Source organism: Bradyrhizobium sp. 2TAF36 (genome assembly GCF_052114925.1).
GTDB lineage: Bacteria > Pseudomonadota > Alphaproteobacteria > Rhizobiales > Xanthobacteraceae > Bradyrhizobium > Bradyrhizobium barranii.
The window spans coordinates 1-12,260 of sequence record NZ_JBFRFR010000074.1 but is presented as its reverse complement, the minus strand read 5'-3'; the positions used below and the strand labels follow the sequence as shown (position 1 = coordinate 12,260).

The 12,260-nt window shown below is 64.9% G+C and carries 14 protein-coding genes; 6 read left to right on the top strand and 8 right to left on the bottom strand.

Annotated elements, in window-relative coordinates; genetic code table 11:
• Positions 1-224: 224 nt before the first annotated feature.
• The gene (locus AB4Z51_RS34070) at positions 225-443 is read left to right on the top strand and encodes a hypothetical protein (protein ID WP_071909248.1); all 219 of its coding nucleotides are present in this window, start codon (positions 225-227) and stop codon (positions 441-443) included.
• A gap of 310 nt (positions 444-753) precedes the next feature.
• Positions 754-1,749, top strand: coding sequence for an LLM class flavin-dependent oxidoreductase (locus AB4Z51_RS34065; RefSeq protein ID WP_441498855.1), 996 nt, complete (start codon positions 754-756; stop codon positions 1,747-1,749).
• 12 nt (positions 1,750-1,761) lie between these two features.
• Here AB4Z51_RS34065 and AB4Z51_RS34060 read toward each other — a convergent pair whose 3' ends face one another.
• Genes AB4Z51_RS34060 through AB4Z51_RS34035 form a run of 6 tightly spaced genes read right to left on the bottom strand, consistent with a single transcriptional unit; the run spans position 1,762 to position 6,377 of the window.
• Positions 1,762-2,637 (bottom strand): amidohydrolase family protein, encoded by an 876-nt coding sequence (locus tag AB4Z51_RS34060; protein WP_441498854.1) that lies wholly within the window; start codon positions 2,635-2,637, stop codon positions 1,762-1,764.
• Positions 2,638-2,649: 12 nt separating this feature from the next.
• Positions 2,650-3,042, bottom strand: coding sequence for a RidA family protein (locus tag AB4Z51_RS34055; RefSeq protein WP_028151405.1), 393 nt, complete (start codon positions 3,040-3,042; stop codon positions 2,650-2,652).
• A gap of 25 nt (positions 3,043-3,067) precedes the next feature.
• Entirely contained in the window at positions 3,068-3,871 is an 804-nt protein-coding gene (gene hpaH / locus AB4Z51_RS34050; RefSeq protein WP_085400894.1) for a 2-oxo-hept-4-ene-1,7-dioate hydratase, read from the bottom strand.
• 3 nt (positions 3,872-3,874) lie between these two features.
• The gene (locus AB4Z51_RS34045) at positions 3,875-4,735 is read right to left on the bottom strand and encodes a fumarylacetoacetate hydrolase family protein (protein ID WP_441498853.1); all 861 of its coding nucleotides are present in this window, start codon (positions 4,733-4,735) and stop codon (positions 3,875-3,877) included.
• 55 nt (positions 4,736-4,790) lie between these two features.
• Positions 4,791-5,408: a flavin reductase family protein gene (locus tag AB4Z51_RS34040; protein ID WP_441498852.1), complete on the bottom strand. Its 618-nt coding sequence runs from the start codon at positions 5,406-5,408 to the stop codon at positions 4,791-4,793.
• A 3-nt stretch (positions 5,409-5,411) separates the two neighbouring features.
• The gene (locus AB4Z51_RS34035) at positions 5,412-6,377 is read right to left on the bottom strand and encodes a Bug family tripartite tricarboxylate transporter substrate binding protein (protein ID WP_441498851.1); all 966 of its coding nucleotides are present in this window, start codon (positions 6,375-6,377) and stop codon (positions 5,412-5,414) included.
• A gap of 129 nt (positions 6,378-6,506) precedes the next feature.
• Between AB4Z51_RS34035 and AB4Z51_RS34030 the strand changes: the two genes are divergently transcribed.
• The 3 genes from AB4Z51_RS34030 to AB4Z51_RS34020 all read left to right on the top strand — a co-directional run bounded on the left by AB4Z51_RS34030 (position 6,507) and on the right by AB4Z51_RS34020 (position 9,471).
• Positions 6,507-7,307 carry an IclR family transcriptional regulator gene (locus tag AB4Z51_RS34030; RefSeq protein WP_085400886.1) on the top strand — a complete coding sequence of 267 codons (801 nt, stop codon included), beginning with the start codon at positions 6,507-6,509 and terminating at the stop codon, positions 7,305-7,307.
• Positions 7,308-7,388: 81 nt separating this feature from the next.
• The gene (locus AB4Z51_RS34025) at positions 7,389-8,684 is read left to right on the top strand and encodes an O-acetylhomoserine aminocarboxypropyltransferase (RefSeq protein WP_085400885.1); all 1,296 of its coding nucleotides are present in this window, start codon (positions 7,389-7,391) and stop codon (positions 8,682-8,684) included.
• 4 nt (positions 8,685-8,688) lie between these two features.
• Positions 8,689-9,471 carry an alpha/beta fold hydrolase gene (locus AB4Z51_RS34020; RefSeq protein WP_135216930.1) on the top strand — a complete coding sequence of 261 codons (783 nt, stop codon included), beginning with the start codon at positions 8,689-8,691 and terminating at the stop codon, positions 9,469-9,471.
• A 134-nt stretch (positions 9,472-9,605) separates the two neighbouring features.
• Here the strand turns inward: AB4Z51_RS34020 and AB4Z51_RS34015 are convergent, their stop codons facing one another.
• Both AB4Z51_RS34015 and AB4Z51_RS34010 read right to left on the bottom strand, forming a co-directional pair.
• Positions 9,606-10,559, bottom strand: coding sequence for an aliphatic sulfonate ABC transporter substrate-binding protein (locus AB4Z51_RS34015; RefSeq protein WP_441498850.1), 954 nt, complete (start codon positions 10,557-10,559; stop codon positions 9,606-9,608).
• A 22-nt stretch (positions 10,560-10,581) separates the two neighbouring features.
• Positions 10,582-10,803 (bottom strand): hypothetical protein, encoded by a 222-nt coding sequence (locus AB4Z51_RS34010; RefSeq protein WP_085400880.1) that lies wholly within the window; start codon positions 10,801-10,803, stop codon positions 10,582-10,584.
• 392 nt (positions 10,804-11,195) lie between these two features.
• Between AB4Z51_RS34010 and AB4Z51_RS34005 the strand changes: the two genes are divergently transcribed.
• Positions 11,196-11,927 carry an SDR family NAD(P)-dependent oxidoreductase gene (locus tag AB4Z51_RS34005; RefSeq protein WP_441498849.1) on the top strand — a complete coding sequence of 244 codons (732 nt, stop codon included), beginning with the start codon at positions 11,196-11,198 and terminating at the stop codon, positions 11,925-11,927.
• The last annotated feature ends 333 nt before the right edge of the window (positions 11,928-12,260 follow it).

Here is a 12,260-nt window from a genome sequence, read left to right as displayed (position 1 = left end):
GATCTTTCTTGTCAGCGCCGCGTCCCTCAATACTCAGCAGGCATCCACTGGTGGCGCCGCAGCGCCCTGCCACGACTGCGTCCAGATGTCGCGCTCCCCGTCCATGGTCAGGACGATCGGCATCGGCTTCGGCTGGATCGGTTGTTACCGCGATTTAACTGGCTGATCTCTCCGGATCGGGCGAGGGCTGCACGCGAGCACACCGTCCGCGAGAACGACCAACAATGCCGGAAATTGAAATCACCGACGAGTGCCGCGCTCTGATTGCGGCCGAGTTCCCGTCCGACGATACCGGACAACGCATGGCAAGCGGCAAATGGCAGATACAGATCGATGAGGTGACGTGGCAAATGCTGCACAAGGCACGGCGGCCCGGCGAGTCAGTGTCGGACTGCATCATTCGCGTTATCATCATCATCCAGCACAAGCGCGGCTTGCTGTAGCTGCTGCCAACGGGAAAGGTGCCGGCCACATCTCGACCGAACCGACAATCATGGAGGTTCGTCCCTCCACCCCAGAGACGTGGAATAGGAACAGCAGAACAATTCACGAGATGGAGCCAAAACTAGTAAACGGAGGACGATTTCGCTCTTGAGAAGCAAAAAGGTAAATCCTGGCCCGCTGCGTCGTTTCTGACGTTAGCACAGCAGGTTTGGATTGCATTTGCGCGCTACGGCCGCGCTAACATTTCCATAATGAGCCACTACATGTGAGGCCGCAGCGCACATCGCACTCCCACCCGGTACGCCAAACATGATCCCCTTCTCCGTGCTCGACCTCGCGCCCATCCGAAGAGGTGGCGATGCAGCGCAGGCGTTCCGCAATTCGCTCGACCTCGCCCAGCATGCCGAGCGCTGGGGCTACAAGCGGTTCTGGCTGGCCGAGCATCACAACATGACGGGCATCGCGAGCGCGGCGACGTCGGTGGTGATCGGGCATGTCGCGGGCGGGACCAGGACGATCCGGGTCGGGTCCGGCGGGATCATGCTGCCGAACCATTCGCCGCTGGTCATCGCCGAGCAGTTCGGCACGCTGGAGTCGCTCTATCCCGGGCGCATCGATCTCGGGCTCGGCCGCGCGCCGGGCACCGATCAGTTCACGGCGCGGGCATTGCGGCGCGACCTCGCCACGAGCTCCGAAAACTTTCCGCACGACGTGCTGGAGTTGCAGGCGCTGCTCGGTGATGTCCAGCCGAACCAGTCGATCCGCGCCGTGCCCGGCTTTGGGACGAAGGTGCCGCTCTGGATCCTGGGATCGAGCACCTTCGGCGCGCAGCTTGCCGCGATGCTCGGGCTGCCATTCGCGTTCGCCTCGCATTTCGCGCCTCAGATGATGATGCCGGCGCTGCGCGAATATCGGGCGCGCTTCGAGCCGTCGGCGCAGCTCGACAAGCCCTATGCGATGGTCGGCGTCAACGTGTTCGCCGCCGAGAGCGACGCGGAGGCGCAGAGGATGTTCTCCTCGCTCCAGCAGCAGTTCATCAATCTGCGCCGCGGCACGCCCGGCCCGCTGCCGCCGCCGGTCGACGACATGGACGCGCTGTGGTCACCGGCCGAGAAGGCTATGGTTGGCCAGTCGCTGTCCTGCTCCGCCGTCGGTTCGCCCGAAACGGTCGAGGAGAAGCTGAAGGCGCTGATCGCCGAGACCGGCGCGGACGAGCTGATGACGACAGGCCAGATCTACGACCACACCGCGCGGCTGCGCTCGTTCGAGATCGCAGCCGAGGTGCGCGACCGGCTGGCGGCGTGAATCAATTCCGCCCTAGTCCGGAAAGCCGAACAGCTTTGCCGGATTGTGCACCAGGATCTTCTCCAGCTCGGCCTGGTCGGGCGCGTAGCGGTACATCAGCTCGAGCAGATCGGCGTCGTTCGGCGGCTGCTTGACGGAGACGGGATGCGGCCAGTCGCTGGCCCAGACGCAGCGGTCGATTGCGGCCTCGATATAGGCGCGCGCGATCGGGATCACGTCGTCATAGGGCGGGCCGGCCTGCGAGGTCTTCTCGCCGAGCGACAGCATGACCCAGAAATTGCCCTTCTCGAGCAGCTCCAGCATCTTGCGCAGGTTCGGATCATCCTTGCCATTCGAGGGCACAGGCCGCGCCATGTGGTCGATCAGCACGGGGACGTCGAGATTCTCGTACTTGGCGACGCTGGAGACGATGCCGTCCTTCTCGGGCTGGATCTTCACGTACCAGCCGAGCTCGCGGATGCGCGCGATGGCGCGGGCGAAATCGGCGTCCGACAGCACGGCGCCGAGCTCCTGGCGGAAACTGAAGCGCGCGCCGCGCACGCCCGCGTCATGCAGCTTGGAAAGATACGAGTCGCTCGCTTCCGCGAATACCAGTGCGTTGGCGCAGCCGCGATAGTTCGGGCCCATCGCCGCAAGACCGTCGAGCACGACGGAATGATCCGCACCATAGGTCGTGGTCTGCACGATGATGCCGCGCTCGATGCCGAGCGTCTTGTGCACGCGTAGCGCCGCTTCCCAGGTCGCGCTCGGCATCCGGTAGGCAGCGCCGGGGCGTTCCGGATATTTGTCGATGGGCCCCAGCACGTGAAACTGGCTGTCGACGGTCTTCGGCGGCGGCGCCTTGATGGGACGGCGCGGGTTCGGGTCGAACGGCAGATAGGTCGGCATGCGCAAACTCCCTCAGTCGATCACAGCGGTGAAGTCGCACTGCACCAGCGCGCCGCCGTCCATATTGTCCATCGGCAGCGCGTGGCGCGCCGGGCGCGAATGCTCGTCCGGAAACATTTTTAACCACTCGACATTGACCGGGCCGCGCTGCGTGCGGTCCTTCAGCCACACCGTCATCTTGATGATGTCGTCGGTGGTGCCGCCGGCGGCTTCCACCGTCGCCTTCATATGCGCGAACATGTTGGCGCATTGCGCGTCGAGGCTCTCGGGCATCACGCCGGCCGCATCACGGCCGAGAATGACGCCGGACATCACGAGATTGCCGATGCGGCAGGCGTTGGGAATCGGGTTGGCGTGCTTGAAGCCACCGATGTGGATGCTCTTGCGCCGCGTTTGACCCGTCATGATGCGCTCCCTCTTATGTGTTGGTTCAGACGAACTGGCACGACACCGAGCCGAACGCGCCATAGTCGGCGTGAAAGGTGTCGCCGCGGCGGATGTCGACGGGCCGCGTGAACGATCCCGCCAGCACCACCTCGCCGGCCGCGAGATATTCGTCATGCGGCGCGAGGCGATTGGCGAGCCAGGCGATGCCGTTGGCGGGATGGTTGAGCACGCCGGCCGCAAGCCCGGTCTCCTCGACCTCACCATTGCGGAACAGCAGCGCGCCGATCCAGCGCAAATCCGCGTCCATAGGACGGAACGGCCGGCCGCCCAGCACCAGCGCTGCGTTGGCCGCGTTGTCCGAGATCGTGTCCATGACCTTTCGCGTCTTGCCGGTCTCGGGATCGACGCGATGCATGCGCGTCTCCAGGATTTCGAGCGCAGGCGTGACGTAGTCAGTGGCGTTGAGCACGTCGAAGATGGTGCAGTCGGGGCCGCGGAGCGGCGCCTTCAGCACGAAGGCGAGCTCGACCTCGATGCGCGGCGCGTGGAAGCGATCGAACGGAATCGGCGTGGCGTCGGCATAGAACATGTCGGCGAACAGCACGCCGTAATCGGGCTCGGAGATGCCGACCGCGTTCTGCATCGCCTTCGAGGTCAGGCCGATCTTGTGTCCCTTGATGACGCGGCCGCGGCCGAGCTGAAGTTTCGTCCAGGCGCGCTGGATGGCGTAGGCATCCTCGATGGCGAAGTCGGGATACTCCTTCGAGAACATCGGGATCAGCGTCTTGCTGCGCTCGGCCTCATCCAGGCGCGCGGCGAGGCGTTCGATCGTGGCGGTATCGAGCATGGCTTACTGCTCCGCGGAGACGGTGTTGCGCAGCACGCCGATGCCAGCAGACTCGACCTCGACGACGTCACCCACCCGAAGCCAGCGCGGCGGATCGAAACGCGCGCCCGCACCCGTCGGCGTGCCTGTTACGATCATGTCGCCGGGCTTCAGGGTGGCGAAGGTCGAGAGATAGGAGATCAAGAAATCGAACGGGAACATCAGCCGCTCGGTCGTGTCCTGCTGCCGCACCTCGCCGTTGACGCGCGTGATGATGTCATGAGGCCCGCGCGGATCGAGCTCGTCAGACGTGACGATCCACGGCCCGATGCTGCCGGAGCGATCGAARTTCTTGCCCTGGGTGACGTTGAACTTGSCGTGGCGSASCCAGTCGCGGATCGTGCCCTCRTTGCACAGGGTCATGCCGAAGATGTGCGCGAAGGCCTGTTCGCGCGGGATGTGACGGCCGCCCTGGCCGATCACGATGACGAGCTCGCCTTCATAGTCGAGCTGGTCGGAGACCCTGGGCTTCTCCAGCGGCTGGCCGGAGCCCGTCATCGACGACATGCTGCGCACGAACAGGCTGGGATATTTGGGCAGGTCTGAGCTGTCTTTATACTCGGCATTGCGCTCGGCGTAGTTGACGCCGATGCACCAGAGCTTTTCCGGCGCCAGCACCGGCGGAAGCAGGACCAGGCTTTCCAGCGCGTGGTCGGGTTTTTGTCCGGCCACCGCTTCCTGCGCGTCCGCGAGCGCGTTGGCCGCGATCAGCGCTTTCACGTCGGAAAAATCGCGTCCAATCCGCCTGGTCAGATCGACGACACCGCCATCCACCACCGCGCCATAGCGCGGCTCTCCGTCCAAGAGATAGCTTACGAGTCGCATTGTCGTGTTCTCCAATTGTCTTCAGGCACAAGGGCCCGCGCGATGGGCCGCGCGCTCAGTCTTTGGATTTGGGCGTCTGGAAGACAGTGTTCAGCGTCACGATCTCGCCGAGGCGGGCGTAGCGCGGGCCGCCGATGCGCGCGATCGGGTCGAGCGCCGCGGTCTCGACCTTGCCGTCGTTCACGAGGCCGTCGCGGATGTGGAACATCACGACCTCGCCGACGATCAGCCGGCTGCGGGCATCGCCGAATTCGAGGCACTGCCGGAAGCGGCACTCCATCGCCACGGGTGCCGCCGCAAGCCGGCGCACCTTGATGCGCTCGCACGGCAGCGTCTCCAGCCCGAGATGCTCGACCTCGCTGATTTCAGGCGGATGCTCGACCGAGCTGTCGTGCACCGCGGACATCAGCGGGGTATCGGCGATGTGGATCACATATTCCTCGGTGTCGAGGATGTTGTGCGCGGTGTCCTTGTAGTCGGCGCCCTTGCGGCCGACGCTGATGGCGAGCATCGGCGGCTTCTGCGAGACGAAGGTGAAGGCGCTGAAAGGGGCGAGGTTGAGCACGCCGGAGCGCGACAGGCTCGTGACCCAGGCGATCGGGCGCGGCACCACGATGCCGGTCATCAGCCGGTAGATGCGCTCCGCGCCGAGCTCGGTGGGGTCGATCCGCATCGCTCAGTCAGCCTTGATGTTGGCCTTGCGCACGACCGGAATCCACTTGGCGTCCTCGCGCTCGAGATAGGCCTTGAACTCGCCCGGCGTCATCGGGGTGGATTCGCCGCCAAGCTTTTCGAACTTGTCGATCACACCGGGATCTTTCAGGATCGCAACCAGCGTCTCGTGAAGTTTGTCGACGATCGGCGCCGGCGTGCCGGCAGGCGCGAACAGGCCCGTAAAAGTCTGGCCGTCAAAGTCCTTGTAGCCGAGCTCGGCGAAGGTCGGCACGTCAGGCAGCGACTTCAGGCGATGCGGGCTGGTGACGGCGAGCGCACGGAACAGGCCGGCCTTGATGTGCTGGAGGCTGACCGTGAGCTGGTCGAATGCGAACTGCACCTGGCCGCCCAGGAGATCGTTGATCGCCGGCGCGTTGCCGCGGTAATGCGCGGTGACCCATTGCAGGTCGAGGCTCGACTGCATCAGTTCGCTGAGCAGATGGTTGGTGGTGCCGGGGCCCGGCGAGGCCATGGTCAGCTTGCCGGGCTCGCGCTTGGCGAGCTCGATGAATTCCTTGAACGTCGTGGCCTGCACGGACGGGTGCACTTCGAGCACCAGCGGCGTCATCGAGATCGTCGAGATCGGAAGAAAATCCTTCTTCCAGTTATAGGCCTCGCGCTTGTTGATCTCAGTCGCGAACAGCACCGGACCGTTGGCACCGACGAACAGCGTGTAACCGTCGGGCGCCGATTTCGCGAAGGCTTCGCCCGCGATCATGCCGCCGGCGCCGGCCTTGTTCTCGATGATGAAGGGCTGGCCGAGCTTTTCCTGGAGCTTGTCGGCGACGATGCGCGCGGCGCTGTCGACATTACCGCCGGCCGGATAGGGCACGATCAGCTTGACGCTGCGCGCCGGCCATTGCTGGCCCGATGCGGGTCCCGCCAGCATCGCGGCTGCGGCAGCTATGGCAATCCAGATTAATCTCATGTTAACCTCCCGGCGGCGCTTCCAATTCCATATCGAATGCCGTGACGTCGCGCATGGCGCTCGATCGCGGCGCAATCTCCAGATGAGCGCTTTACCTGTCGAGTGAATTGTGGCGTTCTTGTCCATAATATGGACAAGACAAACTCCGCAACATCCGCCCGCGGAACGGCAGAGCCGCGACAGGGCGCGCAGGCGATCCGGCGCGCCCTCGCGGTGCTGCGTATTCTTGCCGCAGGCCGCGAAGACGGCGTGCCACTGGCCGAGGTCGTGCGCGCGACCGGCCTCACCCGCCCGACGGTGCATCGCATCGTCCACGTGCTGATCGAGGAAGGCATCGTCGAACGTTACGAGCGAACCGGCCGCTACGCGATCGGCAACCAGGTGCCGGAGCTCGCACTTGCGCGCCCGCGGCCGTCGCGGCTGCTGGTCGCGGCAAATCCGTCGCTGCGGCGTGCCTCCACCGAGATCGGCGACACGCTGTTCCTGACGGTGCGGACCGGCAACGACACGCTGTGCGTCGATCGCAGGATCGGCATCTATCCGATCCAGGTGCTGTCGATCGAGGTCGGCGCGCGCCGGCCGCTCGGCGTCTCTAGCGCAGGCGTCGCCATCCTCGCCGCGATGCCGGCGCAGGACGCGCGAAAAATCGTCGCGGCCAACGAGAAGCGATTCGGGGCCTACCGGACCGACGTCGCGACGGTGCTCGGCCAGGTCACCGCCGCGAGACGGCTGGGGTATGGCATGCGGGAGATCGGCCTCGTGCAGGGCACGAAATCGATCTCCACCTGGATCAAGACCCCGGACGGACAGCCGGCCGCAGCGATGACGGTCTCCGCCGTTCGGACGAGGCTCGGCCCCCGCCGCGAGCAGGAAGTCGTGGAGATCCTGCTGCGGGAGGCGCGCACGATCGAGCAGGCGATCCGGGGTTAGGCGGCGCTGTCAATGGGCTGACTTCGCGCACCATTTTGTGGCACAACGGCCGCCTCCGCCGACCGACCAACGAGGCCACGCATGCCCGCGCCGAAACCGCCAGCCTTCGAGACCCTGAGCCTGCACGCGGGACAGCATCCGGATCCCGCGACCGGCGCCCGCGCGGTGCCGATCTACCAGACCACGTCCTATGTGTTCCAGGATTCCGACCACGCCGCCGCGCTGTTCAATCTGGAGCGCGCCGGCCACATCTATACGCGCATCTCCAATCCGACCACCGGTGTGCTGGAAGAGCGGCTCGCGGCGCTCGAAGGCGGCGTCGGCGCGATCTGCACCGCAAGCGGCATGGCCGCGCTGCATCTGGCCATCGCGACGCTTTTGAATGCCGGCGACCATATCGTGGCGTCGAGCTCGCTCTATGGCGGCACCATCAATTTGCTGGCGCACACGCTGCCGCGTTTCGGCATCACCACGACCTTCGTCAAGCCGCGCGATCTCGACGCGTTCCGTGCGGCGATCAGGCCGAACACCCGGCTCGTGATCGGCGAGACCATCGGCAATCCCGGGCTCGAGGTGCTGGACATTCCGAAGGTCGCGGCGATCGCGCATGAGGCAAAGATTCCGCTGCTGATCGACAATACGTTTGCCACGCCCTATCTCAGCCGTCCCATCGAGTTAGGCGCCGACATCGTAATGCATTCGGCAACCAAATGGATCGGCGGCCACGGCATCGCGATCGGCGGCGCCATCGTCGACGGCGGCCGGTTCGACTGGCGTAGCTCCGGAAAGTTCGGCGTGCTGACCGAGCCCTATGGCGGTTATCACGGCATCGTTTTCGACGAACAGTTCGGCACGAGCGCCTTCATCATGCGCGCGCGCACCGAGGGCCTGCGCGATTTCGGCGCCTGCTTGTCCCCGACCAACGCCTTCCAGCTCTTGCAGGGCGTGGAGACGCTCGGCGTGCGCATGGACCGGCATATCCAGAACACACATCTGGTGCTGGAGGCGCTGAAGTCGAACAAGGCCGTCGATTGGGTGCTACATCCTTCGCTGGAGGATCACACGGACTACCAGCTTGCAAAGCAATTGCTGCCGCGCGGCGCAGGCTCGATCGTCTCCTTCGGCATCAAGGGCGGGCGACCCGCCGGCCGAAAATTCATCGAGTCGCTGCGCATGATCAGCCACCTCGCCAATGTCGGCGACGCCAAGACACTGGTGATCCACCCGGCCTCGACCACGCATCAGCAGATGGATGCCGAACAGCTCAAGGCCGCCGGCATCGGCGAAGAGCTGGTGCGGCTGTCGGTCGGCATCGAGACGGCAAGCGACATCATCGACGATCTTGCGCAGGCGCTGCGCATCTCGCAAAAGGTCTGACACCATGAAGCTCACTGTCAACGGCGCCGAGGTGTTTGTCGCAAACGGCGGCCGCGAGTTCGACAAGTCCCTGCCCGCGGTCGCGTTCATCCACGGCGCCGGCTTCGATCACTCGACCTGGGCGCTGCATACGCGCTGGTTCGCCCATCGCGGATTTTCCGTGCTGGCGCCCGACCTGCCCGGCCACGGCCGCTCGGCCGGACCTTCGCTGTCAACGATCGCCGAGATGGCGGACTGGACGGCGGCATTGCTCGCCGCGGCCGGCGTGGCTAAGGCGCACCTGATCGGCCATTCCATGGGATCGCTGATCTCGCTGGAGACGGCGGCGCGTCACCCCGACAAGGTGTCCGCGCTGAGCCTGATCGGCACCGCCGCGACCATGTCAGTCGGCCCGGATCTGCTGAAAGCGGCCGAGGCCAACTTGCAGGATGCCAACGACATGGTGTCGATCTGGGGCCTCGGCTTCAACGCCGAGCTCGGCGGCAGCCTCGCGCCGGGCCTGTGGATGCATGGCGGCGCACAGGCGGTGCTGAAGTCTTGCGAGCCGGGCGTGCTGTTCAGGGATTTGTCGGCCTGCAATGCTTACGCGAATGCGCTGACTGCTGCCGCGAGCGTCAAGGTGGCGACGACGCTCATCCTCGGCGAACGCGACATGATGACACCGGCGAAGGCGGGCAAGGCGCTCGCCGCGGCGATCCCGCATGCGAAGACCGTCGTGGTGCCGGGCGCGGGCCACATGATCATGGCAGAGCGCCCGGATGAATTGCTGACGGCGTTGAGGGGCTGAGGGTTTAGATAGAAGACAGCCTCCACGGGCGTCATGGCCGGGCTTGTCCCGGCCATCCACGTCTAGCTATTCGGGACGAAGAACGTGGATGCCCGGGACAAGCCCGGGCATGACGACGTCTTCCTAGCCTCATCTTACGAACCCGGCGTCCACTTCCAGACGATGTCGGAGACGTTGACCGGCTTCGGGATCAGGCCGAGCTTTGCAAAACGGTCGGCGACGGCCTGCTGCGTCCTGATCACCTCCGCGTCGAGCGGCACCACGCTGTAGACGGAGCGGTTGACGAAGCGCCTGACAGCTTCGATGTCGACGCCGGTCGCCTCGGCCTGCGCCTTTGCGACCTCCTCGTGATGCTGCTCCGCCCACTTGCCTTCGGAGGCGAAGGTCGTGTTGAGCTTCGCGACCAGCGACGGAYATTTCTCGACGAAGTCGGTGTTGGCGATGTAGTAGGCGTTCGGCTTGTGCACGTCCTTGTCGAAGACGAGAACGCGGGCGTTCTCCTTCAATTCAGCGAGCGCGAGATAGGGATCCCAGATCGACCAGGCGTCGACCGAGCCTTTCACGAAGGCCGCCGTCGCATCGGCCGGCGCGAGCGGCGCGGGCGTGATGTCGGACCAGGACAGGCCGGCCTTTTCGAGCGAGGCGACCAGGAGATTGTGCGCGCTCGATCCCTTGCCGAAGGCGACGCGCTTGCCTTTGAGATCGGCGAGCGTCTTGATGGCTGAATCCTTCGGCACGATGATCGCCTGGTTGTCGCCCTCGGACTTCACGGCCGCGACATATTTTATTTTTGCGCCGCCGGCTTGCGCGAAGATCGGCGGCGTGTCGCCGACGAAGCCGAAATCGACGCTGCCGACGTTGATGGCCTCCAGCAGCGGCGGACCGAACTGGAAGTCGATCCATCTGACTTCGATGCCGAGCGGCCTGAAGGCGTTTTCGAGCGTTTGACGCTGGCGCACCGCCGGGAAGAAGCCGCCCTTCTGGGTGCCGATGCGGATTTCCGCCGGCTTTTCCTCGGCGCGTGCGGGTGCGGCCAGGGCGGTTGCGAGGAGAAGCGCTGCGGTCAGGATATGTCGTCGTGCAATCATGTTGCGGTCCTTTGCGTCAGGTTCAGTTGGCGAAGAGTGGGGAATTGGCACGGCGGCTCCGCTCCGAAAACACCGCACGCGCGGCTCGTTCGGCCTCGCGCGCCGAGCGGAACTGGCGGCCTTCGAGGCTGTCGAACAGGCGCTCGGAGGAGAAAAAGCGGAAGCCGCGCTCATCTCTTGTGATGATGCCGGCGGCGCGGTCTTGGATTTCAATGATGTAGGCGTTGGACTGGATTTGGGACATGACTGCTCGTTCGCCGGAATCTCGGCGTTCCTGTCGTGGGATTTGTGCTGTGGGAGGTTGCTAGGAGGCGATCAGCAACAACAACAGGCGCCGGTTGCCGCCGAGAAACAGCGCCGCGTCATGCACGCGTGCATGTCGCTGGGATTACGCTGGTGATCGGTTCTCATATCGCGACATCAAGCCCGAGGAGCAGTTTCGATGCTGCGAATATTGAGCGATTGGCGCGTTCGGTCAATGAAATGGCTATCCATATTTGGCACGAGCGCGCTGGCGCGCTTCTCCCGGTGCAAGCACCGACAGACGGATTCATCTCGCAATGAGTTCAACAGGCGCGGGCGGCGGGCATGGTACGCTCGCGCGACGTCAAAACAGACAATTTGGGAGATCCGGACATGGCGGATGATCTGAAGGGGCGCACCGCGCTCGTCACCGGTGGCTCGCGCGGGATTGGCGCAGCCGTCTGTCGCGCCCTGGCCGCATCAGGCGCGGCGGTGGCGATCAACTGCCGGGAGCAGATCGGGCAAGCCGAAAAGCTGGCAGGCGAAATCGGCAAGCAAGGCGGACGCGCCATTGTCGCTGCCGCCGACGTCTCGCAGCGCGACGCCGTGGCTACAATGGTCGAGCGCGTCGCGGCCGGGCTCGGACCGATCGACATCCTCGTCAACAATGCCGGCATCGCCATCACGCGCGGCGTTGACGATCTCACCGAGGACGATTTCGACCGTACCATCCTGGTCAACCTGAAATCAGTCTTCCTGTGCACGCAGGCGGTGCTGCCGTCGATGCGCGCACGGAAATGGGGCCGCATCGTCAACATCTCCTCGGGCGCGGCGCGCGGTGCCGGCTCGATCGGCCCGCACTACAATGCATCCAAGGCCGGCATGGAGGGCCTTACGCGCGGTTATGCGGCGCGGTTGGTGAAGGAAGGCATCACCGTCAACGCGGTAGCTCCGTCACTGATCGAGACCGACATGATGAGCGGCCAGCCCCAGCTCGTCAGCCGCATCCCGCTCGGCCGCTTCGGCACGGCCGATGAGGTGGCGAAAACCGTGATGCTGCTGGTCGACAATGCCTACATGACCGGGCAGACCATCGCGCTGAGTGGCGGGATGGCGTTTAACTAGGAGCGAAGATGGTGCCGCCTTTCCTTCTCCCCTTGCGGGAGAAGGTGGCGCGAAGCGCCGGATGAGGGGTATCTCTCGGCGCGCACCGCTCTTCGTGAGCCGTAGGGTGGGCAAAGCGGAGCGTGCCCACCATTTCTATCGCGGTGTTGGATGGGTGGTGGGCACGGCGCAAGTGCGCCTTTGCCCACCCTACGGCTCCTTTTCGTGAGGAGAGATACCCCTCACCCGTCTCGCCGCTTCGCGGCGATCCACCCTCTCCCACAAGGGGGAGAGGGTAAGAGAGAGCTACCACATCGTCGCCGCAGCGCGCTCCGGCCAGATGCGGTCGTACTC

Bases quoted from the DNA above. Each gene is read 5' to 3' on its own strand.
- AB4Z51_RS34070 (WP_071909248.1), top strand. From the start codon at position 225: ATGCCGGAAATTGAAATCACCGACGAGTGCCGCGCTCTGATTGCGGCC.
- AB4Z51_RS34065 (WP_441498855.1), top strand. From the start codon at position 754: ATGATCCCCTTCTCCGTGCTCGACCTCGCGCCCATCCGAAGAGGTGGC.
- AB4Z51_RS34060 (WP_441498854.1), bottom strand. From the start codon at position 2,637: ATGCCGACCTATCTGCCGTTCGACCCGAACCCGCGCCGTCCCATCAAG.
- AB4Z51_RS34055 (WP_028151405.1), bottom strand. From the start codon at position 3,042: ATGACGGGTCAAACGCGGCGCAAGAGCATCCACATCGGTGGCTTCAAG.
- hpaH (WP_085400894.1), bottom strand. From the start codon at position 3,871: ATGCTCGATACCGCCACGATCGAACGCCTCGCCGCGCGCCTGGATGAG.
- AB4Z51_RS34040 (WP_441498852.1), bottom strand. From the start codon at position 5,408: ATGCGGATCGACCCCACCGAGCTCGGCGCGGAGCGCATCTACCGGCTG.
- AB4Z51_RS34035 (WP_441498851.1), bottom strand. From the start codon at position 6,377: ATGAGATTAATCTGGATTGCCATAGCTGCCGCAGCCGCGATGCTGGCG.
- AB4Z51_RS34030 (WP_085400886.1), top strand. From the start codon at position 6,507: ATGGACAAGACAAACTCCGCAACATCCGCCCGCGGAACGGCAGAGCCG.
- AB4Z51_RS34025 (WP_085400885.1), top strand. From the start codon at position 7,389: ATGCCCGCGCCGAAACCGCCAGCCTTCGAGACCCTGAGCCTGCACGCG.
- AB4Z51_RS34020 (WP_135216930.1), top strand. From the start codon at position 8,689: ATGAAGCTCACTGTCAACGGCGCCGAGGTGTTTGTCGCAAACGGCGGC.
- AB4Z51_RS34010 (WP_085400880.1), bottom strand. From the start codon at position 10,803: ATGTCCCAAATCCAGTCCAACGCCTACATCATTGAAATCCAAGACCGC.
- AB4Z51_RS34005 (WP_441498849.1), top strand. From the start codon at position 11,196: ATGGCGGATGATCTGAAGGGGCGCACCGCGCTCGTCACCGGTGGCTCG.